The following is a 24,377-nucleotide window of genomic DNA, read 5'->3' as shown; positions in this document are numbered from 1 at the left end:
CCATGCCCCGGCTTTTCTGGAAATTCTTCAGTATCATCTGGCTGACGCTGGCCGCGACAGTCTCGGTCATCATCCTGCTCGTCAACCTCTTTCAGCTGCCGCCCCCCGGCCGCGACCGGGAATACCAGGAGCGAGCGATCATTCTGCAGCTGACGGCGAACGTGCTCGCAAGAGACGGCGAGGACGCCGCCGCGCGCTTCATCCGCACCAGCGAGGAGACGGTGCCACTCGGCCTGACGCTTTTGAAAAGCACCGAGTCGTTTGTGTGCGCGGACGAGAGCACGGCAGAGATGAAATCCATCCTGAAGGACGGAACTTGCTACCGGATTTCGGTGACGCCGCCAGGCAGTTTTCTTCTCAACATTGTGGACAACCTGGCTCTGCTGATGCCCTGGCTTTCGATCTTCATTGCGAGCACGGTCGCTGCGGCCGCCCTGGCCGGATATCTCATTCGCCCTGTCGTGCACCTTCGCGACGGCCTGAGTGCGCTCGCCCATGGCCGCTTCGACGTCCGTATCGGCGACCAGATGGCCGGCCGAAAGGATGAAGTTACCGCACTGGCGCACGACTTCGATTCCACCGCCGCGCGGCTTCAGGAGCTTCAGGATGCGCAGCAGCGGCTATTCCACGATGTCTCCCATGAATTACGTTCGCCCCTGTCGCGTCTGCAGGCCGCCGTCGGCGTGCTCCGGCAGAGCCCGGCCAAGCTCGGTGCCATGCTGGACCGCATGGACCGGGAGGTCGAACGGCTCGATGCGCTGGTCGGCGAAGTTCTGACCCTTGCCAGACTGACCGCCGGCTCCGGCCTGCCGCTGAAAACCCAGACACTGGATGTCATCGAACTCCTCAATGAAATCCTCGGCGACGCCGCATTCGAAGCCCAGGCCCGGGATGTCTCGATCACGACAGGCGTCGACGGCAGCTTCCGCGCCGAGGTCGAAGGTGAGCTGATCTACCGGGCGCTCGAAAACGTCGTGCGCAACGCCGTCAAATACACGGCCGAACATTCATTCATATCCGTGTCCTGCGAGGCGGTGGCCGACCGCCTCAAAATCTGCGTCACGGATCAGGGGCCGGGTGTCAAACGGGATGAACTCGAACGGATCTTCCAGCCGTTCTCACGGGGAAAAGAGGCGGTGCCGAGAGGCGGATACGGTCTGGGTCTCGCCATCACCAGGCAGGCCATCGAACGCCATGGTGGGCGGGTGCATGCGTCGCTTCCGGATGCCGGCGGCCTGGCCATCACCCTGGAGCTTCCGAGAAGGCCCTGATCCTTCTGCCGGTTTTACCTAACTTTACAGTTTCTTAACTGTCATTAACGCTGGCCTCGCTAAGCCTGAACCTCCGATCCCGGTTCAGAAAGCTCGCCAGTGAGTCCGTCGCACCGCACCAGACTATCATCCCTCCGCTACGCCACCTCGGCTCTTGCGCTGCTGCTCGCGGGCTGCGTCAGCGGCCCGGACCACGTTCCGCCCGAGATGCCGCTCCCCGCCCAATTCGAAGAGGGGGGCAGCAAGAGCAACGGCAACGTCGTGACGGCTGAGTGGTGGACGGCCTATCGCGACGAACGGCTCAACGGGCTGGTGGCCCACGGCCTCAGCGAGAACCTCGATGTGCTGCAGGCGCTGGAGAGCATCAACGCGGCTTCCGCCAATGTCACGGTTGCCGGGGCCGGCGCTCTGCCGAGCCTCAGTGTCGACGCATCGCACACGGTCTCCGGCGAGAAGGGGCGGCTGTGCACGACGGTCGGCACCACCAACACGACAGCCGGCGGGGTCAGCCTTTCCTGGCTGCTCGACGTCTTCGGCCAGTACCGTCGCTCGAAAGAGAGCGCCATCGCCTCGCTGGGGGCCGCCTATGCGACGGCCGACAATGCCAAGCTCACCTTCCTGAAAGACCTGGTCGAGAGCTATATCGACGCCCGCTACTATCAAGAGCGCATCACGCTTTCGCAGGCGAATTTGAAATCCCGCCAGCAGACTTACGAGCTCACACAACTGCAGCTCAAGGCAGGCGCGGCCTCCCGCCTCGACGTGGTTCAGGCCGAGGGCCTGGTACAGTCGACGAAATCGGAAATTCCCGGCCTCGAACAGAGCTTCACCGAGTCGGCCCATCACATCGCCACTCTGCTCGGGATGCCCGCGGCCTCGCTGATGGGCGAGCTGCAGAAAAGCGCGGGTCAGCCGGTCTTCCGCGGCGACATCCGCGCCGGCATTCCGGCCGATCTCATCCGCAACCGTCCCGATATAAGAAAGGCGGAACGCGAGCTGGCCGCTGCCGTGGCCGATATCGGTGCTGCGGAAGCTGAGCTTTATCCGTCGATCTCGCTCTCCGGCTCGATTTCGCCGAGTTGGGTCAAATCGTCAGGCGCCCGCGGCGCGAGCCTGACAAGCTGGTCCTTCGGACCGACGCTCAACCTGCCGATCTTCGATGGCGGCAAATTGCGGGCGAATGTCGATATCGAGAAATCCGATGCCAGAACACAGTATCTGGCCTGGAAAGCGGCGGTGCTGAACGGGGTCGAAGAGGTCGAAAACGCGCTGTCGGCGGTTCGCCACGACACCCAGACGCTGGAGCCGCTGCGCAGGCAGGTGCAGACGGCGCAGGAATCGCTGGCACTGTCGACCACCAGCTACAAGAACGGCGCCTCGTCGCTGCTCGATGTCCTCGACGCGCAGCGCTCCGTCTCGGATGCTGAGGCAAGCCTTGCCGCCACCGTGCAGCAGGTCGCCAAGGATTATGTTGATCTCTACGTCGCCGTCGGCGCCGGTTACCTCACGGGAGAAGAGCCGATCGCCTCGAAACAAGGGGCGAAACCGGGCTGATCGGCCGCCCGGCTATCTGCGGCGGCGCTGGTCAAACGGTGCCCGCGGGCCTTATATTTCAAGATTTTACCCAACTTTACACTGGCTTTACCGCCATTAACGCTGGTCTCGCTAAAAGCTGAACCCATGATCTCTGGTTCAGAAGACTCGCCGATGACCCCCAACGTTCAACCCGTGAAAATGCCAACGCAGGCAGCACTCTGTGCCGTCCTCCTCGCTTTGCTCTCCTCCTGCACGAACGTACCTCTGCAGCAGGGCAGTTCGCTTGGCTCCTATGCGGGAATGACGGCGTCGGGCGGCTCTCTGACCAAGGCAAAATTGCGGGTGAATTCGCCAGCCGTCCTTGCCGCGCAGACGGTACACATTGCTCCGACGAGGGTGGAGAATGCCGGCGGCGGTTCTTTCGAACCGAAAGACCTGGCGCTCCTGACCAACGCCATCGACCGATCGCTGTGCAGGGGGCTCAGCGACCGTTTCAAGGTCGTGGGTCCAGACCAGCCGGCAGATCTCGTTATACACGCGACCGTTACCGACATCGTCGCCACGAACCGTGCGGTTGCCGCGACCTCCACTGTCGCCACGCTCGGCGCTTCGGTGGCGATGGTTCCAATCCCCCGGATTCCGATCGGTCTCGGCGGCTTGTCGGCGGAAGCCGAAGCCGTCGGCCCAGACGGCTCGCAGCAGGCGGCGATGATCTGGTCGCGCGGCGCAAACATGCTGACGACAAAGGCGCGGATATCCTCGGTCGGAGATGCCTATTCGCTCTCATCCGCATTCGGCGCCGATTTCAGCCGGATGCTGGTCAAGGGGCAGGACCCGTTCAAGGCAAGGTCGTCCATCCAACTGGCAAAGACGATCAAGGCGTCCTTCGGCAGCGATCCGGAAGACGACGCCTGCAAGGCATTCGGACCCGCTCCCGGCATCAAAGGGGCGGTCGCCGGTCAGCTCGGCCTGCCGCCGAGCTGGAGTGACAAGGGCGCGGCAGCCTCTCAATGAGTTCTCAACCGCGCGCCGTGTGGCGGCTGCGGCATTTCAAAACCAAGAGAAAGGACATCGACATGAAGACATATATACGGCTTGCGGGGGCAGTGATCGCAGCGCTTGCGGGAAGCCCGGCATTCTCAGCGCAGGAACCGTTTCTGCCGGCCGAAAAAGCGGCCGCAATCCTCGCCGATGGGGCGCCGTGGTCGGCGCTGGCACCCGATGGCAAGGCCCTCAAAGTCACCCTGGCGAAGGACGGCACCGGAAGCATTCGCGGTCCGATGCCGTTTGCGCTCTCCATCAGCTGGACGGTCAAGAACGATGCGATGTGCATATCCGGCAAGATGGGTACGCACTGCCTTCGATTCCGCTCGGTTCCCGGAGGACTGCAGGGCTGGGACGGCGACAAGCCGGATCTGAAGTTCAGCCGTTGACGATGCGCCGCAACATGAGGAGTTCCCGATGAAATATTTGCTGACCTTCGCCACGGTCTTGTTGCTTCTGGCAGCGCAATCGGCTGCCATGGCGCAAGTTCCGCCGCCCATCCCCTTGCTTCCCGGCCCTCCGGGGCCGCCTCCCGTCGTTGTGCCACCACCGCCACCGCCCGAGGCTGCTCCGCCGTCGGAGGAATATTCGAATGAATATGACGGGAGACACTATGCCTGGTGCGCGCGCCGGTACCGGTCGTATTCAGCCTATGACAACAGCTTTCAGCCCTCCAGGGGGCCGCGCAGGGAATGTTACTCCCCCTACGATTGAGCGGGCTCGCCGGAGCGGTTGGCTAACGTCCGGCGGCGTTGAGGAGGCGCAGCGCAAGCTTGAGATGCGGCATGTCAAGCATGCGCCCCTCAAGCTGGATGACGCCCGCCTCCGGCCTGGCGGCAAAGGCGGCGGCGACTTTCTTGGCCCAGGCAATCTCTGAAGCGTCCGGCGTGAAGGCGTGGTTGATCGTTTCGACCTGGCTCGGATGGATGGCCATCATGCCGGAAAAGCCGTCGCGCCGGGCGCGGCCGACATAGGCCCTGAGACCATTGAGATCGCGAAAATCGGGATAGACGGTGTCGATGGCCGGAATGGCGGCGGCGTGCGCCGCAAATAGCGTCAGCGAGCGGGCAAGTTCGTACGGCGGCGTGTAACGACCATCCGTCCTGCGCGCCGTCGCAGCCCCCATCGCGGCGGACAGATCCTCGGCACCCCAGGTCAGGCCGCAGAGGCTCGCTGCGACCTCCCGGTAGCTGCCGATCTCGAAGATCGCGGCTGGTGTTTCGGTTGCGATCGGCAGGATGGGGATTTCAGATGCAAGCAGGCCCGCAAGCTTCAGCACCGAAGCCGCGCCCTCGGCCTTCGGCAGCATGATCGCGAAAGGGTGAAGGCCGTTCAATGCGGCCAGGTCGTCATCGAATTCGGGCGAGGCAAGGGGATTGATGCGGATCAGCAGAGCGTTCTCACCGGCATGGCGCAGGGCGAATTCGTGCACGGCCTCGTGGGCGCGCGGTTTGTTGGCCGGCGCAACCGAATCCTCCAGATCGAGAATGACGGCATCGGCGCCGGAGGCGAGCGCCTTGTCGAAGCGCTCCGGCCGGTCGCCGGGTACGAAGAGCAGCGAGCGCAGCCTCATGACGGCTTCACCTTCAGCATCGCCATGCGCAGGCACTGGCAGACGATCTCGTCACGCTGGTTCAGCGTCACGTGCCGGAAGGTGACGATGCCGGTATCGGGGCGGGAGTTCGAGCGGCGGAGTTCCGTCACCTCCGTTTCCACCCGCAGCGTATCGCCGATGAAGACCGGCTTCGGCATCGTCACCTTGTCGTAGCCGAGATTGGCGATGAGCGTGCCGAGCGTGGTGTCGCCGACCGAAAGGCCGACGGTCAGCGCAAAGGTGAAGGTGCCGTTGACGACGATCCGGCCGAATTCGGTGCCGGCCGCATAATCGGCATCGAGATGCAGCGGCTGCGGATTGTGGGACAGCGTCGTAAACAGCAGGTTGTCGGTCTCGGTGACCGTGCGGCGGATTTCGTGGGCGATGCGGTCGCCGACCGTCCATTCGTCGAAATAACGGCCAGCCATCACGCCTCCTCCTTGATGACGGTAACGACCAGCTGGTTTTCCGAGACCCTGGCGCCGGCGGAAACCTGCAGCTTTCCGACGATGCCGTCGAAGGGCGCGCGCAGCGCATGTTCCATCTTCATCGCTTCCACAGTCAGCAGACGGTCCCCCTTGGTGACATGATCGCCTTCGGCGACCTCCACCGAAATGACGAGGCCGGGCATAGGCGACAGGATCGCACCGTCGCCCGGCCCATGGTTTGCTTCGATTTCGCTTGCGGCGGGTAGGCCGACCGGCCAGGCATTGCCGACATCGAAAAGCACCGTCGTTTCACCTGTTGTGACGGTATTTGCCTCAAGCTCCGGACGTGATTGCCCCCAATAGAGGTGACCGTCGATGCGCACGCGCACCCGGCCGTCACTTGGTCCGGCGATGCGAAAACCGGAAAGCGCCGACCAGGGATCATCGCCGGTTTTCTTCGAAAGAACCGTGGCGGCTCGGTCGATTGCCGTTTGATCCGGTTCCTTCGTCACAAGGCTATCGCCGTGGCGGTCGAGGAAGCCGGTATCGATCCGGACCGCGCGGAAATCCGGGTCGGCGGCGATGCGGGCGAGAAGGCCGGCATTGGAGTGGACCGGCCAGACCTCGATCTCCGCACAGGCGGCTGCGAGCTTCGAAAGTGCAGCCGTGCGGTCCGGCCCATGGGCGATGATCTTGGCGATCATCGGATCGTAGAAGGCGGTGATCTCATCGCCCTGTTCGACGCCGCTGTCGACGCGGACGGTTTGCGGCAGGCTGAGATGGTCGAGCCGGCCGATCGAGGGCAGGTAGCCGGCGGCGGGATTTTCGGCATAGAGCCGGGCTTCGAAGGCCCAACCCTTCATGGCGATCTCGTCCTGGCTTTTCGGCAGCGGCTCGCCGCTCGCGACCTCCAACTGCCAGAGCACCAGATCCTCGCCGGTAATTGCTTCGGTGACGGGGTGTTCCACCTGCAGCCGCGTATTCATCTCCATGAACCAGATGCGGTCGGGATGAAGGCCTTGCGAGGCATCGGCGATGAATTCGATGGTGCCGGCGCCGACATAGCTGACCGCTCTTGCAGCCTTCACCGCCGCATCGCAGATCGCCGCCCGGGTGGCGGCATCGAGGCCGGGAGCAGGGGCCTCCTCGATGACCTTCTGGTGGCGGCGCTGCAGCGAGCAGTCGCGTTCGAAGAGGTGGACGCAGTTCCCGAACTGATCGGCGAAGATCTGCACCTCGATATGGCGCGGATTGGCGATATAGCGTTCGATCAGAACGCGGTCGTCGCCGAAGGCGGCGGACGCCTCGCGGCGGCAGGAAGCGAGAAGTTCGGCGAAATCCTCACGCCGGTCGACACGGCGCATGCCCTTGCCGCCACCGCCGGCAACGGCCTTGATGAGGACGGGATAGCCGATGGCATCAGCCTCGGCCAGAAGCCTTGCTTCGCTCTGGTCCGGCCCGAGATAGCCGGGGGTCACAGGCACGCCTGATGCCTGCATCAATTCCTTGGCGGCGTCCTTGAGCCCCATCGCCCGGATGGCCGCCGGTGGCGCGCCCACCCAGAGGATGCCGGCTTTCTCCACCGCTTCTGCGAATTCGGCATTTTCCGAGAGGAAACCGTAGCCCGGATGGATCGCAGCGGCTCCGCTATTGCGGGCCGCCTCCAGGATACGCTCCGGCGAGAGATAGCTTTCGCGGGCCGGCGGCGGGCCGATGGCGACCGCTTCGTCCGCCTCCCGCACGAAGGGCAGGCCGGCATCGGCTTCGGAATAGACGGCGATCGTGCGGATGCTGAGCGACTTTGCGGTGCGGATGATGCGGCGGGCGATTTCGCCCCGGTTGGCGATGAGAAGGCTTTCCATCATCGCCGCCTCACATCCGGAACAGGCCGAAGCGCGTCCCTTTCGGGATCGGCGCGTTCAGGCAGGTGGAAAAGGCAAGGCCGAGCACATCGCGTGTCTGGCGAGGGTCGATGATGCCGTCGTCCCAGAGGCGGGCGGTGGCATAATAGGGATTGCCTTCGGTCTCGTAGCCGGCGCGGATCGGCGCTTTGAAGGCCTCCTCCTCATCGACAGGCCAGTCCTCGCCGCGCGCCTCCAGCGCGTCGCGGCGGATGGTGGCGAGCACCGAGGCCGCTTGTTCGCCGCCCATGACGCTGATGCGGCTGTTCGGCCAGGTGAAGAGGAAACGTGGACGATAGGCGCGGCCGCACATGCCGTAATTGCCGGCGCCGAAGCTGCCGCCGATAATGACGGTGACCTTCGGCACGGTGGCGGTCGCGACCGCCGTCACCAGCTTTGCCCCGTCCTTGGCGATGCCGCCGGCCTCATAACGGCCGCCGACCATGAAGCCGGAGATATTCTGCAGGAAGAGCAGCGGCACGCGGCGCTGGCAGGCAAGCTCGATGAAATGCGCGCCCTTCAGCGCGCTTTCGGAGAAGAGCACGCCATTGTTGGCGATGACGGCGACCGGCATGCCCCAGATGCGAGCGAAGCCGCAGATGAGTGTAGTGCCGTAGAGAGGCTTGAACTCATGCAGTTCGGAGCCGTCGACAATGCGGCCGATGACCTCGCGCACGTCATAGGGCGAGCGCACGTCCTCAGGGATAATGCCGCAGAGATCTTCCGGATCAAGTTTCGGCGGTCGTGGAGGCTGGATGTCGATATCGACCGATTTGACGCTGTTGAGGCTGGCGACGATATCGCGCACGAGCAGCAGCGCATGTTCATCATTTTCCGCGACATGATCGACGACGCCGGAGCGGCGGCCATGGGTCTCGGCGCCGCCGAGCTCTTCGGCCGAGATGATCTCGCCTGTGGCGGCCTTTACCAGCGGCGGGCCGGCGAGGAAGATCGTGCCCTGATTGCGCACGATCACCGTCTCGTCGGACATGGCGGGCACATAGGCGCCGCCGGCGGTGCAGCTTCCCATCACGCAGGCGATCTGTGGAATTCCCTCGGCCGACATTTGCGCCTGATTGTAGAAGATCCCGCCGAAATGATCGCGGTCGGGAAAGACCTCAGCCTGATGCGGCAGATTGGCGCCGCCGCTATCGACCAGGTAGACGCAGGGCAGGCGGTTTTGCAGGGCGATCTCCTGCGCCCTGAGATGCTTCTTCACCGTCAGGGGATAGTAGGCGCCGCCCTTCACCGTCGCGTCATTGGCGACGATCATCACCTCTCGGCCGGAAACCCGGCCGATGCCGGATATGATGCCCGCTCCCGGCGCCTCGTCGCCATACATGCCGTTCGCCGCCAATGCACCGATCTCCAGGAAGGGGCTGCCGGCATCGAGCAGAAGCTGAATGCGGTCGCGTGGCAGCAGTTTGCCCTTGCCGATGTGGCGTTCGCGCGCTGCTTGCGAACCGCCTTCGCGGGTCTTTGCCGAGCGCTCATAGAGCTCGTCGATGAGCGCTCTGTTCTTGCTGGCATTGGCCTTGAAAATCTCGCTGTCGCGATCGATCGCCGAGGAAATCACCGTCATGATGCGATGAGCTCCCGGCCGATCAGGTAGCGGCGGATCTCGTTGGTGCCGGCGCCGATATCGTAGAGCTTGGCGTCACGCAGGAAGCGTTCGACCGGCCATTCCTTGGTATAGCCTGCGCCGCCGAGCGCCTGGATCGCCTCCAGCGAAACCTTCACGGCATTCTCGCTGGCAAAGAGGATCGCGGCCGCCGCATCGGTGCGCGTCGCGCGCCCGGCATCGCAGGCCCGGGCGACGGAATAGACATAGGCGCGGGCCGAATTCAGCGCGACATACATGTCGGCGATTTTGCCCTGCATCAGCTGGAAGTCGCCGATCGGCTTACCGAACTGCTTGCGGTCCCTAACATAGGGCAGCACCACATCGAGGCAGGCCTGCATGATGCCGAGCGGCCCGGCGGCGAGCACCGCACGCTCGTAATCGAGGCCGGACATCAGGATTTTCACGCCTTCGCCTTCCTGGCCCATCAGCGCCTCAGCCGGCACCTCGCAATCCTGAAAAACCAGTTCGGCCGTATCGCTTCCGCGCATGCCGAGCTTGGAGAGTTTCTTGGAGACGCTGAAGCCGGGCAGGCTCTTTTCGATGATGAAGGCGGAAATGCCTTTCGGGCCGGCTGCAGGATCGGTCTTGGCATAGACGACGAGCACGTCGGCATGCGGCGCGTTGGTGATCCAGAATTTGGTGCCGTTCAGGATGTAGCGATCGCCCTTTTTCTCGGCACGTAAGCGCATCGAGACGACATCGGAACCGGAGCCCACTTCGGACATCGCAAGCGCGCCGACATGTTCGCCGGAGATCAGCTTCGGCAGATGGCGGTGCTTCTGCTCCGGCGAGGCCCAGCGGCGGATCTGGTTGACGCATAGATTGGAATGGGCGCCGTAGCTCAGGCCGACCGAGGCCGAGGCGCGCGAAATCTCCTCCATGGCGACGACATGCTCGAGATAACCGAGACCGGCGCCGCCGAATTCTTCTTCGACGGTGATACCATGCAGGCCGAGCGCACCCATCTCAGGCCAGAGCTGGCGCGGAAATGTATTGCTTTCGTCGATCTCCGCGGCGAGCGGAGCAATATGACCGGCGGCAAATCGCGCCGTCGTTTCGCGGATCGCATCCGCGGTTTCGCCGAGCGAGAAATCAAACATGGCACTCCTCCCGCTAAAATATGTAGCGCGGGTTGCGGCAGGTTCAAATAGGCACGTCCATGTCTCCCATGCCTGTGACAAGCACAGGCGTGAGGGAGGTGAGATGATGCCTACCAGCTTGATGGAGCGCCCGACGCGCTGGCGGCGAGTTCGGTTGGAACGCCAACCCCACTCTCCGTCATCCCGGGCCCCCGAGCCTGGGATCCATGCCGCAGGTGCTGATGGATGCGGTGTGGATGCTCGGCTCAAGGCCGAGCAGGACGGAGTATGGGTTGGCTGAAAGAGCCAATCAGGGCACAGATGCGCGTGTCAGAAGCACCACCCGCCAGCGAAAACAGACAATGCCGGCCGCAGGCTGAGCTGACTCAATTGTGAGGGAAGGTGTTGAACGACCAGCGCCAAATAGCAGCGTGAAGTCTATGACACTGCTGATGATCGCGGGTCTTGGCTACGGCTCGCGGTCTTCCCCATCTCCCTCCCGCCGGAAAGCCTCGGGGCTCTTGCCCATCCATTTCCGAAAGGCGCGGAAGAAGGCACTCGGTTCGGAATAGCCGAGCTGAACGGCAATCTCGCCGATGGTCTTCGTCGTGTTCAGTAACAGCTCGACGGCGAGATCCCGGCGGATGTCGTCCTTGATGGCGGCATAACTTTGTCCCTCGTCGTGCAGCCGGTGGCGCAGCGTGGAGGGCGGCATGCGCATGTCGGCGGCGAACTCGGCGAAGCTCCGCCATAGGGCGGGCGTTGCCTGGCTCAAGCGCCGGCGCACGGCGGCGGCGATGCCGGCATCGTAGCGATATCGCACCAGAATATTGGCCGGCGCTCCGCGCAGGAACTGTTTGAGCGCCTGATCGCTGCGCGAAATCGGAAGGTCGAGCAGGGCGCTGTCGAAACCCAGCCGGCTGATGGCTTGCGAGAAACGCACCGGTGCACCGAAGAACAGCCGGTAGTCGGCGCCTTGTTTGGGCTCGGCGCAGCGGAAATCGACGAGCCGGATCGGGATGCGCCGGCCGACCAGCCAGCAGATGATGCCGTGCAGGATGATCCAGTAGGTCCGGTAGGCGAAGGCCGAACGCGGGCCGCCGGCATCCCTGAGCTCGACCTCGGCGAGACCGTCGCAGATGACGAGCTGTCCCCTGGGGTCATCCAGCACGACATCGAGGAAGCGCAGCGCCCGGCGAAGCGCGTGACCCAGCGTCGGCGCGTGCAGCACAGAGTGGCAGAGCAGCGTGAAGCTGCCGCTGCGCATCGGCCGCCCACCCATGCCGAAGAATTCATCGTCGAGTTCGGCGGCGATGGCAAGCCACAGCGCACCATAGGTCTCGGCCGACACCGGTTGATCGACCCGCGGCGGCAGCCCGACGCTCGTAAGAATAGCCTCTGTCGGCTTATCCAGCCGCCGCAGGCTGTCGAGGGCTTCCTCGACAAAGGCCGGCGCAATCATCCGTCGCTCGATTTCGGCCATCGCACTCTCTATGGCAAAACTGGCCGAAATAATGGAGCAGTTCTGTCATCGCTTGCAATAGGTGGAGCGCATAGAATCGTATCCGTCGGTTGCGCTTGGAGGAGGATGCGGCCGGCAGGGAGGAACCGATTCATGTTGATCCATGGAGCAAGCTTCATCGTAACCGGCGGCGGCTCCGGTCTCGGGGCTGCGACGGTGCGCATGCTCGTCGAGGCCGGCGGGCGCGTGACGATCGCCGATTTGAATGCCGAAGCGGGCGGACATATTGCCCGGGAGTTCGGCAGCGATGTGCAGTTCGTCAAGGCCGACGTGACGGATGGCAACGACGGAGCTGCGGTGATTGCAGCAGCCGTCGAAGCCTTCGGCGGCTTGCGGGGATTGGTCAATTGCGCCGGCGTGGCGCCGGCCGAAAAGGTGATCGGCCGCGACGGGCCGCACCGTTTGGAGAGTTTCGCGCGCACGATTTCCATCAATCTCATTGGCACGTTCAACATGATCCGGCTTGCCGCCGCGGCGATCGAGAAGACGGAGCCGGACGGCGAAGGCGAGCGCGGCGTGATCATCAATACGGCCTCGGTCGCCGCCTTCGACGGCCAGATCGGCCAGGCCGCCTATGCCGCCTCCAAGGGCGGTGTGGCGGCGATGACGCTGCCGATTGCCCGCGAGCTCGCCCGCCACGGCATTCGCGTCGTCGCGATCGCGCCCGGCATTTTCGAGACACCGATGATGGCCGGCATGCCGACGGAGGTGCGGGAAGCGCTTGGCAAGAGCGTGCCGTTTCCGCCGCGGCTCGGACGTCCGGCGGAATTTGCCGGGCTGGTGCGCCATATCTTTGAAAACAACATGCTGAACGGCGAGGTGATCCGCCTCGACGGCGCATTGCGGATGGGCGCGCGGTAAACGCGTCGCCCTAAGGAGGAAAGATGGTTTTGCAGGATCCCATCGTCATCGTCGGTGCGGCGCGCACCCCGATCGGCAGCTTTCAAGGCGAGCTGAAGGACGCCGCCGCACCCGAGCTTGGAGCGGCGGCAATCCGCGCAGCACTTGAGCGCAGCCGCGTCGAGGTCGAGGCGATCGAGGAGGTCGTCTTCGGCTGCGTGCTGCCGGCGGGCCAAGGCCAGGCGCCGGCGCGACAGGCGGCGATCCATGCCGGCTTGCCGTTTGCGACCGGGGCCAGCACCGTCAACAAGATGTGCGGCTCGGGCATGAAGGCTGTTATGATGGCCCATGACCAGATCGCCGCCGGCAGCGCTTCGATCGCGATCGCAGGCGGCATGGAAAGCATGACCAATGCGCCCTATCTCCTGGACAAGGCCCGCGGCGGCTACAGGCTCGGCCATGGGCGTGTCGTGGATCACATGTTCCTCGACGGGCTGGAGGATGCTTATGACAAGGGGCGCTTGATGGGCAGCTTCGCGGAGGATTGCGCCGAGGCCTATCAGTTCACGCGCGAGGCGCAGGATGCCTACGCCATCGCCTCGCTGACGCGGGCGCAGAAGGCGATCGCTGAAGGCTGTTTCGACAGCGAGATCGTCCCGGTTACGGTCAAATCAGGCAAATCAGAGCAGGTGGCGAGCCGCGACGAACAGCCGGGCAGGGCGAAGCCCGACAAAATTCCGACGCTGAAGCCCGCCTTCCGTGACGGCGGCACGGTGACCGCCGCCAATTCCAGCTCGATTTCCGATGGCGCAGCAGCGCTCGTGCTGATGCGTCGCTCGGAGGCGGAGCATCGCGGCCTCACCCCGCTCGCCACCATCCTCGGCCATGCCACCCATTCGCAGGCACCCAATCTCTTCGCCACCGCGCCAATCGGCGCATTGCAGAAACTGTCCGATCGCACCGGCCTGCCGCTTTCGGATGTCGATCTCTTCGAAATCAACGAGGCTTTCGCCGTCGTCGCCATGGCCGCGATGCGCGATCTCAACCTGCCGCATGAAAAGGTGAATGTGCATGGCGGCGCCTGCGCGCTCGGCCACCCGATCGGCGCTTCGGGAGCGCGGATTCTGGTGACGCTGCTTGCGGCGCTGGAACGCTACAACCTCAAGCGCGGCATGGCCGCGCTCTGCATCGGCGGCGGCGAGGCGACGGCCGTCGCCATTGAGCGGCACTAGGAGGAGGGAGAGAACAGATGATCCTTTCCGAACTCCAGCAGCAGATCTCGGATCTCGCCCGCGACTTTGCCCGCGATCGGCTGGCGCCGGGGGCGGCCAAGCGCGACCGCGAGCATCTCTTCCCGCGCGAGGAGCTGAAGGAAATGGGCGAACTCGGGCTGCTCGGCATGCTGGTGCCGGAAGCCTATGGTGGCTCGGATACCGGCGTGGTCGCCTATGCCGCGGCACTCGAGGAGATTGCCGCCGGCGACGGGCCCTGTTCGACGATCATGAGCGTGCACAGCTCCGTCGGCTGCGTGCCGATCCTGAAATTCGGCACCGAAGAGCAGCGGCAGCGCTTCCTGCCGAAGCTTGCCAGCGGCGAATGGATCGGCGGCTTTGCGCTGACCGAGCCGCAGGCCGGTTCCGACGCTTCGAACCTGAAGACAAGGGCGCGGCGTGATGGCGACCACTATGTGATCGACGGCGCCAAGCAGTTCATCACCTCGGGAAAGAACGGCAATGTCATCATCGTCTTTGCCGTCACCGATCCCGACGCCGGCAAGAAGGGCATCACCGCCTTCATCGTGCCGACGGAGACGCCGGGTTACGAGGTGATCCGCGTCGAGGAAAAGCTTGGGCTGCATTCCACCGATACGTGCCAGATCGCCTTCAACGCCATGCGCATTCCGGCGGATTTGAGGCTGGGTGCCGAAGGCGAAGGCTATCGCATCGCGCTCGCCAATCTCGAGGGCGGGCGGATCGGCATTGCGGCGCAGGCGGTCGGCATGGCGCGAGCAGCTTTCGAGGCGGCGCGCGACTACGCCAAGGAGCGTACCGCCTTCGGCAAGCCGATCTTCGAACATCAGGCCGTTGCCTTCCGCCTTGCGGATATGGCGGTTCGGATCGAAGCGGCGCGCCAGCTCGTCTTTCACGCCGCTTCGCTGCGGGAAGCAGAGCTTCCCTGCCTGTCGGAAGCTTCGATGGCCAAGCTCTTTGCCTCGGAGATGGCCGAGAGCGTCTGCTCCGATGCGATCCAGATCCATGGCGGCTACGGCTACATGGCCGATTATCCGGTCGAGCGCATCTATCGCGATGTGCGCATCTGCCAGATCTACGAAGGCACGAGTGACGTGCAGCGCATGGTGATCGCCCGCAATCTATAAGAACGACATCCGGCCCGCTTCCGGGGAGGGAGGCAGGGCCGGCAAAGGGAGGAAAGAAAAATATGGTGGATTCCGCTCGTTTGAGCCTGCATGTCCCCGAACCCGCCGTCCGCCCGGGCGGCCAGCCCGATTTTTCCAACGTCAAGATCGCCAAGGCCGGCGCGGTGCCGCGGCCGGAAGTGGATGTCGCATCAGAAGACATCCGCGATCTCGCCTATTCGATCATCCGGGTGTTGAACCGCGACGGCGAGGCAGTCGGCCCCTGGGCAGGGTCGCTCTCCGATGAGGAGCTGCTGACCGGGCTTCGCAACATGATGAAGCTGCGCGCCTTCGACGCCCGCATGCTGATGGCTCAGCGCCAGGGCAAGACCTCCTTCTACATGCAGCATCTCGGCGAAGAAGCCGTCAGCTGCGCCTTCCGCAAGGCACTTGCGAAGGGCGACATGAATTTCCCGACCTATCGCCAGGCAGGCCTCTTGATTGCCGACGACTACCCGATGGTCGAGATGATGAACCAGATCTATTCGAACGAGAGCGATCCGCTGCACGGCCGGCAGCTGCCGATCATGTATTCCTCCAAGGAACATGGCTTCTTCACCATCTCAGGCAATCTCGCCACCCAATATGTGCAGGCCGTCGGCTGGGCGATGGCCTCGGCGATCAAGAACGACAGCCGCATTGCCGCGGCCTGGATCGGCGATGGATCGACGGCGGAATCGGATTTTCACTCGGCTCTCGTCTTCGCCTCGACCTACAAGGCGCCCGTCATCCTCAACATCGTCAACAATCAATGGGCGATCTCGACCTTCCAGGGCATCGCCCGCGGTGGTTCCGGCACGTTTGCTGCCCGCGGCCTCGGCTTCGGCATTCCGGCGTTGCGGGTCGACGGAAACGATTATCTCGCCGTCCATGCCGTCGCCCGCTGGGCGGCCGAGCGCGCGCGGCGCAATCTCGGGCCGACCTTGATCGAACATGTCACCTATCGCGTCGGCGCGCATTCGACCTCCGACGATCCGAGCGCCTACCGCCCGAAGACGGAATCGGAGGCCTGGCCGCTCGGCGATCCCGTGCTGCGGCTGAAGAAACATCTGATCGTCAAGGGCGTCTGGTCGGAGGAGCGGCATGTGCAGGCCGAAGCCGAAATCATGGACGAGGTGATCGAGGCACAGCGACAGGCGGAGACGCACGGCACGCTGCATGCCGGCGGCAAGCCTTCGGTGCGCGACATTTTCGAAGGCGTCTATGCCGAGATGCCGGCGCATATCCGTCGCCAGCGGCAGAAGGCGGGGTACTGACATGGCCAGGATGACGATGATCGAGGCCGTGCGCAGCGCCATGGATGTCTCGATGGCGAAGGACGACAATGTCGTGGTCTTCGGCGAGGATGTCGGCTATTTCGGCGGCGTCTTCCGCTCGACGCAGGGCCTGCAGGCAAAATACGGCAGGACGCGCTGCTTCGACACGCCGATCAGCGAATCCGGCATCGTCGGCACAGCGATCGGGATGGCGGCCTATGGGCTGAAGCCTTGTGTCGAGATCCAGTTCGCCGATTATATGTACCCGGCCTATGACCAGCTGACACAGGAGGCGGCGCGCATCCGCTACCGGTCCAACGGCGATTTCACCTGCCCGATCGTCGTGCGCATGCCGACAGGCGGCGGCATCTTCGGTGGCCAGACGCACAGCCAGAGCCCGGAGGCGCTGTTTACCCATGTCTGCGGGCTGAAGGTGATCGTGCCGTCCAATCCCTATGACGCCAAGGGCCTGCTGATCGCGGCGATCGAGGACCCCGATCCCGTCATGTTCCTGGAACCGAAGCGGCTCTATAACGGCCCCTTCGACGGTCATCACGAGCGGCCGGTGACGCCCTGGTCGAAACATGATCTCGGCGAAGTGCCCGACGGCCATTACACCATCCCGATCGGCAAGGCCGAGGTGCGGCGCGTGGGATCGGCGGTCACGGTGATCGCCTACGGTACCATGGTGCATGTTGCGCTGGCCGCGGCCGAAGATGCCGGCATCGACGCTGAGGTGATCGATCTCCGAAGCCTGCTGCCGCTCGATCTCGATACGATCGTCCAATCGGTATCGAAGACCGGGCGCTGCGTCGTGGTTCATGAGGCGACGCTAACCTCGGGCTTCGGCGCCGAGGTCGTGTCGCTGGTGCAGGAACATTGCTTCTATCATCTCGAAGCGCCGGTCGTGCGCGTTGCCGGCTGGGACACGCCCTATCCGCATGCGCAGGAGTGGGATTATTTCCCCGGTCCCGGCCGGGTCGGGCGGGCGCTTGCCGAAGTCATGGAGGCCTGAGCCATGGGCGAATTCATCATCAAGATGCCCGATGTCGGGGAAGGGGTCGCCGAGGCCGAACTGGTGGAATGGCACGTGAAGCCGGGAGATCCCGTCCGTGAGGACATGGTGATCGCCGCCGTGATGACCGACAAGGCGACGGTGGAAATTCCCTCTCCCGTCGAAGGCACCGTCATCTGGCTCGCCGGCGAGATCGGAGACCGTATCGCGGTCAAGGCGCCGCTGGTGCGGATCGAAACGGCCGGAGGTGCCAGCGAGGCCCAGCCGATGCAGACCTCGCAGGCGCCGGTTGCCGAAGTGGTCAAAGCGGAAATCGCCAAGCCCGCCCCGGCAGCGCCGGTCTCCACGGCGCCGGCTGCTGCCGCGCCGCCCACCGAAAAACCGCTTGCCGCCCCTTCCGTTCGGCTCTTTGCCAGGGAAAGCGGCGTTGATTTGAGGCAGGTGCAGGGGAGTGGACCGGCCGGGCGCATCCTGCGCGAGGATATCGAGCAGTTCCTCGCCCAAGGCACCGCTCCTACGACGGCAAAGAACGGTCTCGCCAGGAAGACGGCGACGGAGGAGATCAAGCTGACCGGCTTGCGCCGCCGCATCGCCGAAAAGATGGTGCTGTCCACCTCGCGCATTCCCCACATCACCTATGTGGAGGAGGTGGATATGACCGCGCTCGAGGAGTTGCGCGCCACGATGAACAGCGACCGCAGGCCGGGTCACCCGAAGCTGACCGTCCTGCCGTTCCTGATGCGGGCGCTGGTGAAAGCCATTGCCGGGCAGCCGGAGGTCAATGCCACCTTCGACGACGATGCCGGCATCATCACCCGCCATAGCGCCGTCCATATCGGCATCGCCACGCAGACGCCGGCCGGGCTCACCGTGCCTGTGGTGCGGCATGCGGAAGCGCGCGGCATCTGGGATTGCGCCGCCGAAATCGGCCGGCTGGCGGAAGCGGCGCGCTCGGGCACGGCGACGCGCGACGAGCTATCCGGCTCCACCATCACCATCAGTTCGCTCGGCGCACTCGGCGGCATCGTTTCGACGCCCGTGATCAATCATCCCGAAGTGGCGATCATCGGCGTCAACAAGATCGCCACGCGGCCGGTCTGGGACGGCACGCAGTTCGTGCCGCGCAAGATGATGAACCTCTCCTCCAGTTTCGATCATCGCATCATCGACGGCTGGGATGCGGCGACCTTCGTCCAGCGCATCCGCACGCTCCTCGAAACACCGGCGCTTATTTTCATCGAAGGCTGATCCATGAAAGAGATTGTCTGCAAGCTCCTCGTCATCGGCGCCGGCCCGGGCGGTTATGTCTGCGCCATCCGCGCCGGCCAGCTCGGCATCGATACCGTCATCGTCGAGGCCGGTAAGCCAGGCGGCACCTGCCTGACGGTCGGCTGCATTCCTTCCAAGGCGTTGATTCACGCGGCCGAAGAATTCGACGCCACGCAGAAGATGCTCGCCGGCAAGAACCCGATGGGCATCCGCGTCGAAGGCGCGTCGATCGATTTCGCAAGGACGATCGCCTGGAAGGACGGCATTGTCGGCCGGCTGACGGGCGGCGTCTCAGGGCTGCTGCAGAAAGCGCGGGTCAAGATCGTCCACGGCCGGGCCCGCTTCCGCGATGGCAAGACGGTGGAGGTCGAGACCGAAACCGGCCAGCAGATCATCCGTGCCGAAACCGTTGTCATTGCCACGGGTTCCGATCCGGTGGAGCTCGCCAGCCTCCCCTTCGGCGGTCGTGTTATCTCCTCGACGGAGGCGCTGTCGCTGACGGCACTGCCGAAGAAGCTCGTCGTGGTCGGCGGCGGTTACATCGGGCTGGAACTCGGGATGGCTTTTTCAAAGATGGGCTCCGAGGTGACTGTCGTCGAGGCGACGCTGCAGGTGTTGCCGCTTTATGATGCAGAGCTGGTGCGACCCGTCATGCGAAAGCTGACCGAGAGCGGCATCCGGGTCTTGACGGGCGCGAAGGCGATAGGCCTCGCCGACAATGGCGAGGCATTGATCGTCGAAACGTCGGATAGCCGGCGTGAAACCCTGCCGGCCGACCGCATCCTCGTCACCGTCGGCCGCCGCCCGCGAACGGCAGGCTCCGGTCTCGAAGAACTCGACCTCGATCGCGCCGGGCCCTATCTCAGGATCGACGACCGATGCCGCACGTCGATGCGCGGTATCTACGCGATCGGCGACGTGACCGGCGAACCGATGCTGGCCCATCGGGCCATGGCACAAGGGGAGATGGTGGCGGAAATCATCGCCGGAAAGAAGCGCGCCTGGGACAAGCGCTGCATCCCCGCCATCTGCTTTACCGATCCGGAAATCGTCAGCGCCGGCCTGTCGCCGGCGGAGGCGCGGGCTCAGGGCTATGAAATCCGCACCGGCCAGTTTCCCTTCAGCGCCAACGGACGGGCGATGACGATGCTGTCGGAAGAGGGCTTCGTGCGGGTCGTCGCCCGCGCCGACACCAATCTCGTCCTCGGTCTGCAGGCGGTCGGAGCCGGCGTCTCCGAACTGTCGGCGGCATTTGTGCTGGCCATCGAGATGGGTGCGCGCCTCGAAGACATCGCCGGCACGATCCATGCACATCCCACGCGTAGCGAAGCGGTGATGGAGGCGGCGCTGAAAGCTTTGGGAAGCGCGTTGCACGTTTGAGCTGAGGCGGATTCTAGGTAAGGCATTCAATTTACGGGATAAATGCGAAAATTCGGGAGAATCATCACTTCGCGACGCCGCTATTTCGCTCAAGCTTCTCCAGATGCTCGGAGTTCAGCTGATGTCCGATATGGCTGAACCACCCTGCTGCCTCACCAGATCGGGGTGCTCACGCGACCAATCCTGCGATGCGCGGAATAAGCCATAACATCGCGGCGGTTCCGATCATGTAGGCGCCGGCCTTGCGCGCTTGAGCGAGTGGGACCGTCACCAGTGCCCCCGCCACCCTCAGCAAGACCGAGGCCGCGGCGACGAAGATCAGCTGTCCTGCCTCGACGCCGAGGTTGAAAGTCAGCAGACCCAGAGGCACGTCGGATTGCGGCAATCCAATTTCCTTCAGGGCGCCCGCAAAGCCGAAACCGTGCAGGAGCCCAAATGCGAAGGCCACGACCCATGGGACGCTTTCGGAAAGCCGCATCTCGCCCGGCTTCATCCGAACCAGTTCGCTCGCCACGAAAGCAATGCTGAGAGCAATCGTCGCTTCGACCGGCTTTTGCGGCAGACTGAAATATCCGAGCGAGGCTCCCGCCAAGGTGATGCTGTGGGCGATCGTGAAGGCCGTGATGGTCTTGATCAGCATTCGGCGATCTCGAATGAGCAGCAGAAGGGCGAGAACGAAGAGCAAGTGATCGAATCCCGAGAGTATGTGGTCGACGCCCAGCAGGAAATAGGTGCGTGCAACGTCGAGGAAGCTCTTCGCGCCCGCGACGGTGAAAGAGGGGGCGTCCGGCATGACGCGTACGACCTCTGTGTCCCCGCTTCGATATTCGATGCGAACGAGCGCTTCCGTCAGGGTCGACCTGAGGCCCTCAATGGTGATCTCGCCGCCTGTCAGTCCGCCCGGGCAGCCGACCGTCCACTGCTCCAGATAGGCGCTGCCGTCGATCGATCTTGCTCGTCCGGCTTTTTCGACGCATGGCGCCGGCAGAACTGCATTGAGACTGAGGCGCATATCGCCCTGCGCCGGCACTTTCCAGATGACCGCGAATTCATCGCGCGTCGTTTCGCGCAAGTCGAGATAGGCAGGCCTGATCTCATGAGCCCTGCCTGATGTGGCTGGGAATAGCGGGATAAGCACCGCCAGCAATGCGCCGTACCGCATCATGGGCCGGCTTCCGCGCTGGCCGGGAATTCGATGCTGACCGTATAGTGCTTGAACAGCTCGGCAAATCGCTGGCCTTCCAGCTCCTCGCGCTTGGTGTTCGTCCATTCGCGCGCGACGGCGCTCCGCACCTCCTCGAGCGCCGGCACCCGGCCAGGCACTCGCTTCGACACTCGGATCAAATGGAGGCCGAAACCGCTGGCGATAGGCCCCGTCCATCGATCCAGGGGTGTCTTGTCAAGCTCCTCGGTGAACTCGGCGCCGAAGGTTTGCCCGATCGATGTCTTGCTCGCAAGCGGCAGGTCGGGCGGAAGCAGGGTGGGGTCGCCCAAAAAGGCGAGATTCGCGGCGGGATCGGCCTGCAGCGCCTCGAGGGCGGAGCCCGCGTCCCGAGCGGTTGCGTCGCCGTGCCGTTGGGGGTTGAAAAACACTTGCTGGAAGGCAAGCATCGGATCAATTTCGAACATGGCTGCATTGACCTGCAGATAGGCTTGGAGATCCGCATCGGTCGGCGTCAGAACTTCAGCGGCGGCGGCGTCGAGAAATTCCATTTTCTGGCGCAAGCGGCGACGAACGACCGTGTCGTCTCTATCGAGCCCGAGCGCCAGCGCCCCGCGCACAAGGACTTCTTCTTTCACATAGTCGTCGATCAGGGCTTTCAGCTCCTCCGCGGTCGGTGGGCGCTGCCGGCTCTTCGTGAATACGGTCGCCATCTGCTCGATCTTCGGCGCCGTAACGACAATGTTGCCCGGCTTGTCTCCTAAACCGGCGCCCAGGACCCTGTAACCGACGAAGATCGCCAATGCGAGCAGCAGAAAATGAACCAGCGGCTCGCTCAGCACGCGCTTCAAGACAATCACGCTCGTTTGTCGGCGGGACGATGGACCCGACGGTACGGCGGCCGGTTCAGCCACCTGCGAGGCGATCATGGCGTGTACCAGATCGGCGAGGTATAAGCGCGTTCGGTCACGGTCATCCGCGTACCTTCAAGCGGCTTCGTTCCGTACCGCTTGGCATCGTAGGCGGTCCACCGCGGTGTCGGTATTTCGATGACGCGCCCATAATAGAATGCCCTCTGCTTGGGATCGAAGCCGGGATCTTTCCAGACCGCGATCAGTTCCGGAGCGCCGATCGTGTTGGTCCACGTGGCGTCCTGAAGGTTCACAGTGCTGCCGACCGGCGGCAGCTTGCCATCGGCGCCCGGCTTGCGGTCGCCGCTCCAGGCGACGTCGTAGACCTGCTCGTGGGTTTCGCCCTTGTCGTCCAGCCAGCCCTTGACGATCTGGTAGCGGTCGAGGTTGGCTCCGATCGGGTCCCGTAGGGCCGCGACGAGGAACGATGGTGCCTTTCCTTCCGGCGCTGCTCTGAGATCGCCACCCATCGGAACGCCTTTGGCGTAGCCGATTGCGCCGGGGTTGCGGGTCTCGGCATCGGCCGGTTCGAAATTCCAGCCGCCGAAGAAGCGTACGCCCATGCGCGACCCCGTCGTGGCATAGGTCTCCTTGCGTTGCATGGCGTCCCATATCGACTCGCGCGTATTTTCAACCGCCCAGACGGCCGCGTAGCCCGACGCACCGACTTCCCAGTCCATCACCGTAATGCCGGTCTTGTCGTCTTTGACAAAGGTTGCCGTCAGACGCTCGGGGCTCGGCTCCTGTGGCGTGGTCTTGCCAAAGAAATTTTCCTCCTCCATCGCCGAAAGGCCCGTGTGTGCGTCGGAGCTGCCGACCAATCCGAACTTGTAAGGGTTCGTACCGAGCTCGGCTTCGAGTTTGAGGCCGTTCTTCAATGCAGACCGTGCATATTCGAACTCGAGCATGGCAGGCGTCTTGCGTTCGCTGGCATCGAGATTGCCAAAATCCCAGATCTCGAAATCGGCAAACTCGTCGTTCGGCGACAGGAAGGGGTGTGCCTCTCCGGTTCCCTTCGTCTGAGTCGTTTCGTAGAGACGTTCCCACCTGGAGCGCTGCTCGACATAGGTCTTATCGACCGGCTTGCCGGTGAAGGATTCGATCAGCGGGAACATGCGGCCGTTGGAGAGATTGCCGTTATGCGCAATCGCCAGCACGTTGCCGCCGGTCTTGTCCTCATAGGCCTGCATCCATTGCCATAGGTCGCGCGGGTTGTCGCTGCCCAATGGTTTCAGCGTCGTATAAGGCACGACCTGAGCGGCCTTATCGGCGTTGTCCCGGTAGATGACGTTGCGATGGAGGTTGTTGCCTGCCGTATTCGACGTCCATTCATAGCCGATGAAGGCCGTGAACCGCCCGGGTTCGTTATATTCCTCGGCAGCCTTTATCGTGTCCTGCCACGCATTCTTGTAGGGAAGCGTGTCCGGCCCGTAGATCATGCTCTGCGGAAGCGTTCCTTTGCCGAAACTGAAGATGATCTGAAGCGCCGCGGTAGCGCCCTGGCCTGACTTGATCATATCGTACCAGGTCTTGGCCTGCGGATCGGCGATCACTTCCGCCTTGCCGGCGAAGAGATCGGGGAACATGCCCATATTGTCGGAGTGATCGGCAACGACCAGAAAATCGAGCGGCCGTGACAGCTTGGCAGGTTGGCCGCTTGAGGCCATGACCTCCTCACCGCGGGCGAAGCGGTAAGCGTCGCGTGGCGTCAACCTCGCGCCGAACGCGCCGGCGTCGAAGGAGGCTCCCGTATGTAAATGCGTGTCGCCAAAAAGCGGGCGGGTTGGAAAATTTCGTCCCGCATAGGGCGAATAGAGAGGTTTGCTGGCGAATACCCTTCCAGCCGCGCCGCTGTCCAGAGTGCCGATATCGGTGGCCTGCTGAGCCACGGTCGGCAAGGCGAAGCCCAAGCTTACGAGCCCGGCAATCATCATTGTCGCAGTTGTCGTTTTCATCGCCGTCCCCCTCGCGGCAAGAACATTACAGGACAGATGCGGACCGCGCGTTGATTCGCATCAATGGCTGCAAGTCCTTTTCTCCGCGGCACTCTGCCCTGATCGTCTTCCGGGGATGGGAGACAGTAGGAAAACAACGTGCGCGCCCGTCAGTAGAGTATAGCGTGAGCAAGC

Annotated in this window: 21 protein-coding genes; 12 read left to right on the top strand and 9 right to left on the bottom strand. The window is 63.7% G+C overall.

What is annotated here, in order from left to right; translation table 11 throughout:
• Positions 1 to 2: 2 nt before the first annotated feature.
• The 5 genes from CO666_RS09785 to CO666_RS35145 all read left to right on the top strand — a co-directional run bounded on the left by CO666_RS09785 (position 3) and on the right by CO666_RS35145 (position 4,565).
• Positions 3 to 1,271 (top strand): HAMP domain-containing sensor histidine kinase, encoded by a 1,269-nt coding sequence (locus CO666_RS09785; RefSeq protein ID WP_097611883.1) that lies wholly within the window; start codon positions 3 to 5, stop codon positions 1,269 to 1,271.
• A gap of 99 nt (positions 1,272 to 1,370) precedes the next feature.
• A complete protein-coding gene (locus CO666_RS09780; RefSeq protein WP_097611882.1) occupies positions 1,371 to 2,825 on the top strand; it encodes an efflux transporter outer membrane subunit in 1,455 nt (484 codons plus the stop codon).
• A 153-nt stretch (positions 2,826 to 2,978) separates the two neighbouring features.
• Positions 2,979 to 3,821 (top strand): DUF3313 domain-containing protein, encoded by an 843-nt coding sequence (locus tag CO666_RS09775; RefSeq protein WP_097611881.1) that lies wholly within the window; start codon positions 2,979 to 2,981, stop codon positions 3,819 to 3,821.
• A gap of 62 nt (positions 3,822 to 3,883) precedes the next feature.
• Positions 3,884 to 4,240 (top strand): hypothetical protein, encoded by a 357-nt coding sequence (locus tag CO666_RS09770; protein ID WP_097612215.1) that lies wholly within the window; start codon positions 3,884 to 3,886, stop codon positions 4,238 to 4,240.
• A gap of 28 nt (positions 4,241 to 4,268) precedes the next feature.
• Complete coding sequence (locus CO666_RS35145; RefSeq protein WP_097611880.1) at positions 4,269 to 4,565, top strand: BA14K family protein; 297 nt, start codon at positions 4,269 to 4,271, stop codon at positions 4,563 to 4,565.
• 22 nt (positions 4,566 to 4,587) lie between these two features.
• On the opposite strand, the gene CO666_RS09760 is transcribed toward CO666_RS35145, so the two are convergent.
• The 6 genes from CO666_RS09760 to CO666_RS09735 all read right to left on the bottom strand — a co-directional run bounded on the left by CO666_RS09760 (position 4,588) and on the right by CO666_RS09735 (position 11,960).
• Complete coding sequence (locus CO666_RS09760) at positions 4,588 to 5,424, bottom strand: HpcH/HpaI aldolase/citrate lyase family protein (protein WP_097611879.1); 837 nt, start codon at positions 5,422 to 5,424, stop codon at positions 4,588 to 4,590.
• Positions 5,421 to 5,873, bottom strand: a complete 453-nt coding sequence (locus CO666_RS09755; protein WP_097611878.1) for a MaoC family dehydratase — start codon at positions 5,871 to 5,873, stop codon at positions 5,421 to 5,423. Before CO666_RS09755 ends, CO666_RS09760 begins: the two co-directional genes overlap by 4 nt.
• Positions 5,873 to 7,738, bottom strand: a complete 1,866-nt coding sequence (locus CO666_RS09750; RefSeq protein ID WP_097611877.1) for an acetyl/propionyl/methylcrotonyl-CoA carboxylase subunit alpha — start codon at positions 7,736 to 7,738, stop codon at positions 5,873 to 5,875. The genes CO666_RS09755 and CO666_RS09750 overlap by 1 nt, the downstream gene beginning before the upstream one ends.
• Positions 7,739 to 7,745: 7 nt before the next feature.
• Positions 7,746 to 9,356, bottom strand: coding sequence for a carboxyl transferase domain-containing protein (locus tag CO666_RS09745; protein WP_097611876.1), 1,611 nt, complete (start codon positions 9,354 to 9,356; stop codon positions 7,746 to 7,748).
• The gene (locus CO666_RS09740; protein ID WP_097611875.1) at positions 9,353 to 10,498 is read right to left on the bottom strand and encodes an isovaleryl-CoA dehydrogenase; all 1,146 of its coding nucleotides are present in this window, start codon (positions 10,496 to 10,498) and stop codon (positions 9,353 to 9,355) included. The genes CO666_RS09745 and CO666_RS09740 overlap by 4 nt, the downstream gene beginning before the upstream one ends.
• A 448-nt stretch (positions 10,499 to 10,946) precedes the next feature.
• Positions 10,947 to 11,960, bottom strand: a complete 1,014-nt coding sequence (locus tag CO666_RS09735) for an AraC family transcriptional regulator (protein ID WP_097611874.1) — start codon at positions 11,958 to 11,960, stop codon at positions 10,947 to 10,949.
• Between the two features lie 132 nt (positions 11,961 to 12,092).
• Between CO666_RS09735 and CO666_RS09730 the strand changes: the two genes are divergently transcribed.
• From CO666_RS09730 to lpdA, 7 genes are all read left to right on the top strand, one after another.
• On the top strand, positions 12,093 to 12,860 hold the full coding sequence (locus CO666_RS09730) for a 3-hydroxyacyl-CoA dehydrogenase (RefSeq protein ID WP_097611873.1): 768 nt from the start codon (positions 12,093 to 12,095) through the stop codon (positions 12,858 to 12,860).
• Positions 12,861 to 12,883: 23 nt separating this feature from the next.
• Complete coding sequence (locus tag CO666_RS09725) at positions 12,884 to 14,071, top strand: acetyl-CoA C-acyltransferase (RefSeq protein ID WP_097611872.1); 1,188 nt, start codon at positions 12,884 to 12,886, stop codon at positions 14,069 to 14,071.
• 17 nt (positions 14,072 to 14,088) lie between these two features.
• The gene (locus CO666_RS09720) at positions 14,089 to 15,216 is read left to right on the top strand and encodes an acyl-CoA dehydrogenase family protein (protein ID WP_097611871.1); all 1,128 of its coding nucleotides are present in this window, start codon (positions 14,089 to 14,091) and stop codon (positions 15,214 to 15,216) included.
• Positions 15,217 to 15,278: 62 nt separating this feature from the next.
• Complete coding sequence (locus CO666_RS09715; RefSeq protein WP_097611870.1) at positions 15,279 to 16,511, top strand: 3-methyl-2-oxobutanoate dehydrogenase (2-methylpropanoyl-transferring) subunit alpha; 1,233 nt, start codon at positions 15,279 to 15,281, stop codon at positions 16,509 to 16,511.
• A gap of 1 nt (position 16,512) precedes the next feature.
• A complete protein-coding gene (locus tag CO666_RS09710; protein WP_097611869.1) occupies positions 16,513 to 17,526 on the top strand; it encodes an alpha-ketoacid dehydrogenase subunit beta in 1,014 nt (337 codons plus the stop codon).
• Between the two features lie 3 nt (positions 17,527 to 17,529).
• The gene (locus CO666_RS09705; protein ID WP_097611868.1) at positions 17,530 to 18,774 is read left to right on the top strand and encodes a dihydrolipoamide acetyltransferase family protein; all 1,245 of its coding nucleotides are present in this window, start codon (positions 17,530 to 17,532) and stop codon (positions 18,772 to 18,774) included.
• A 3-nt stretch (positions 18,775 to 18,777) separates the two neighbouring features.
• A complete protein-coding gene (gene lpdA, locus CO666_RS09700; RefSeq protein WP_097611867.1) occupies positions 18,778 to 20,175 on the top strand; it encodes a dihydrolipoyl dehydrogenase in 1,398 nt (465 codons plus the stop codon).
• Positions 20,176 to 20,344: 169 nt separating this feature from the next.
• On the opposite strand, the gene CO666_RS09695 is transcribed toward lpdA, so the two are convergent.
• Genes CO666_RS09695 through CO666_RS09685 form a run of 3 tightly spaced genes read right to left on the bottom strand, consistent with a single transcriptional unit; the run spans position 20,345 to position 24,203 of the window.
• Positions 20,345 to 21,340, bottom strand: a complete 996-nt coding sequence (locus CO666_RS09695; protein WP_097611866.1) for a HupE/UreJ family protein — start codon at positions 21,338 to 21,340, stop codon at positions 20,345 to 20,347.
• Positions 21,337 to 22,266 (bottom strand): peptidyl-prolyl cis-trans isomerase, encoded by a 930-nt coding sequence (locus CO666_RS09690; protein WP_179869649.1) that lies wholly within the window; start codon positions 22,264 to 22,266, stop codon positions 21,337 to 21,339. Before CO666_RS09690 ends, CO666_RS09695 begins: the two co-directional genes overlap by 4 nt.
• Positions 22,263 to 24,203: a DUF3604 domain-containing protein gene (locus CO666_RS09685; protein ID WP_097611865.1), complete on the bottom strand. Its 1,941-nt coding sequence runs from the start codon at positions 24,201 to 24,203 to the stop codon at positions 22,263 to 22,265. Before CO666_RS09685 ends, CO666_RS09690 begins: the two co-directional genes overlap by 4 nt.
• Positions 24,204 to 24,377: the final 174 nt, after the last annotated feature.

The organism is Rhizobium chutanense, from assembly GCF_002531935.1.
GTDB classification, from domain to species: Bacteria; Pseudomonadota; Alphaproteobacteria; order Rhizobiales; family Rhizobiaceae; genus Rhizobium; species Rhizobium chutanense.
Note: the sequence above shows the minus strand (reverse complement) of the source record. Positions and strands in the feature narration are given on the sequence as shown.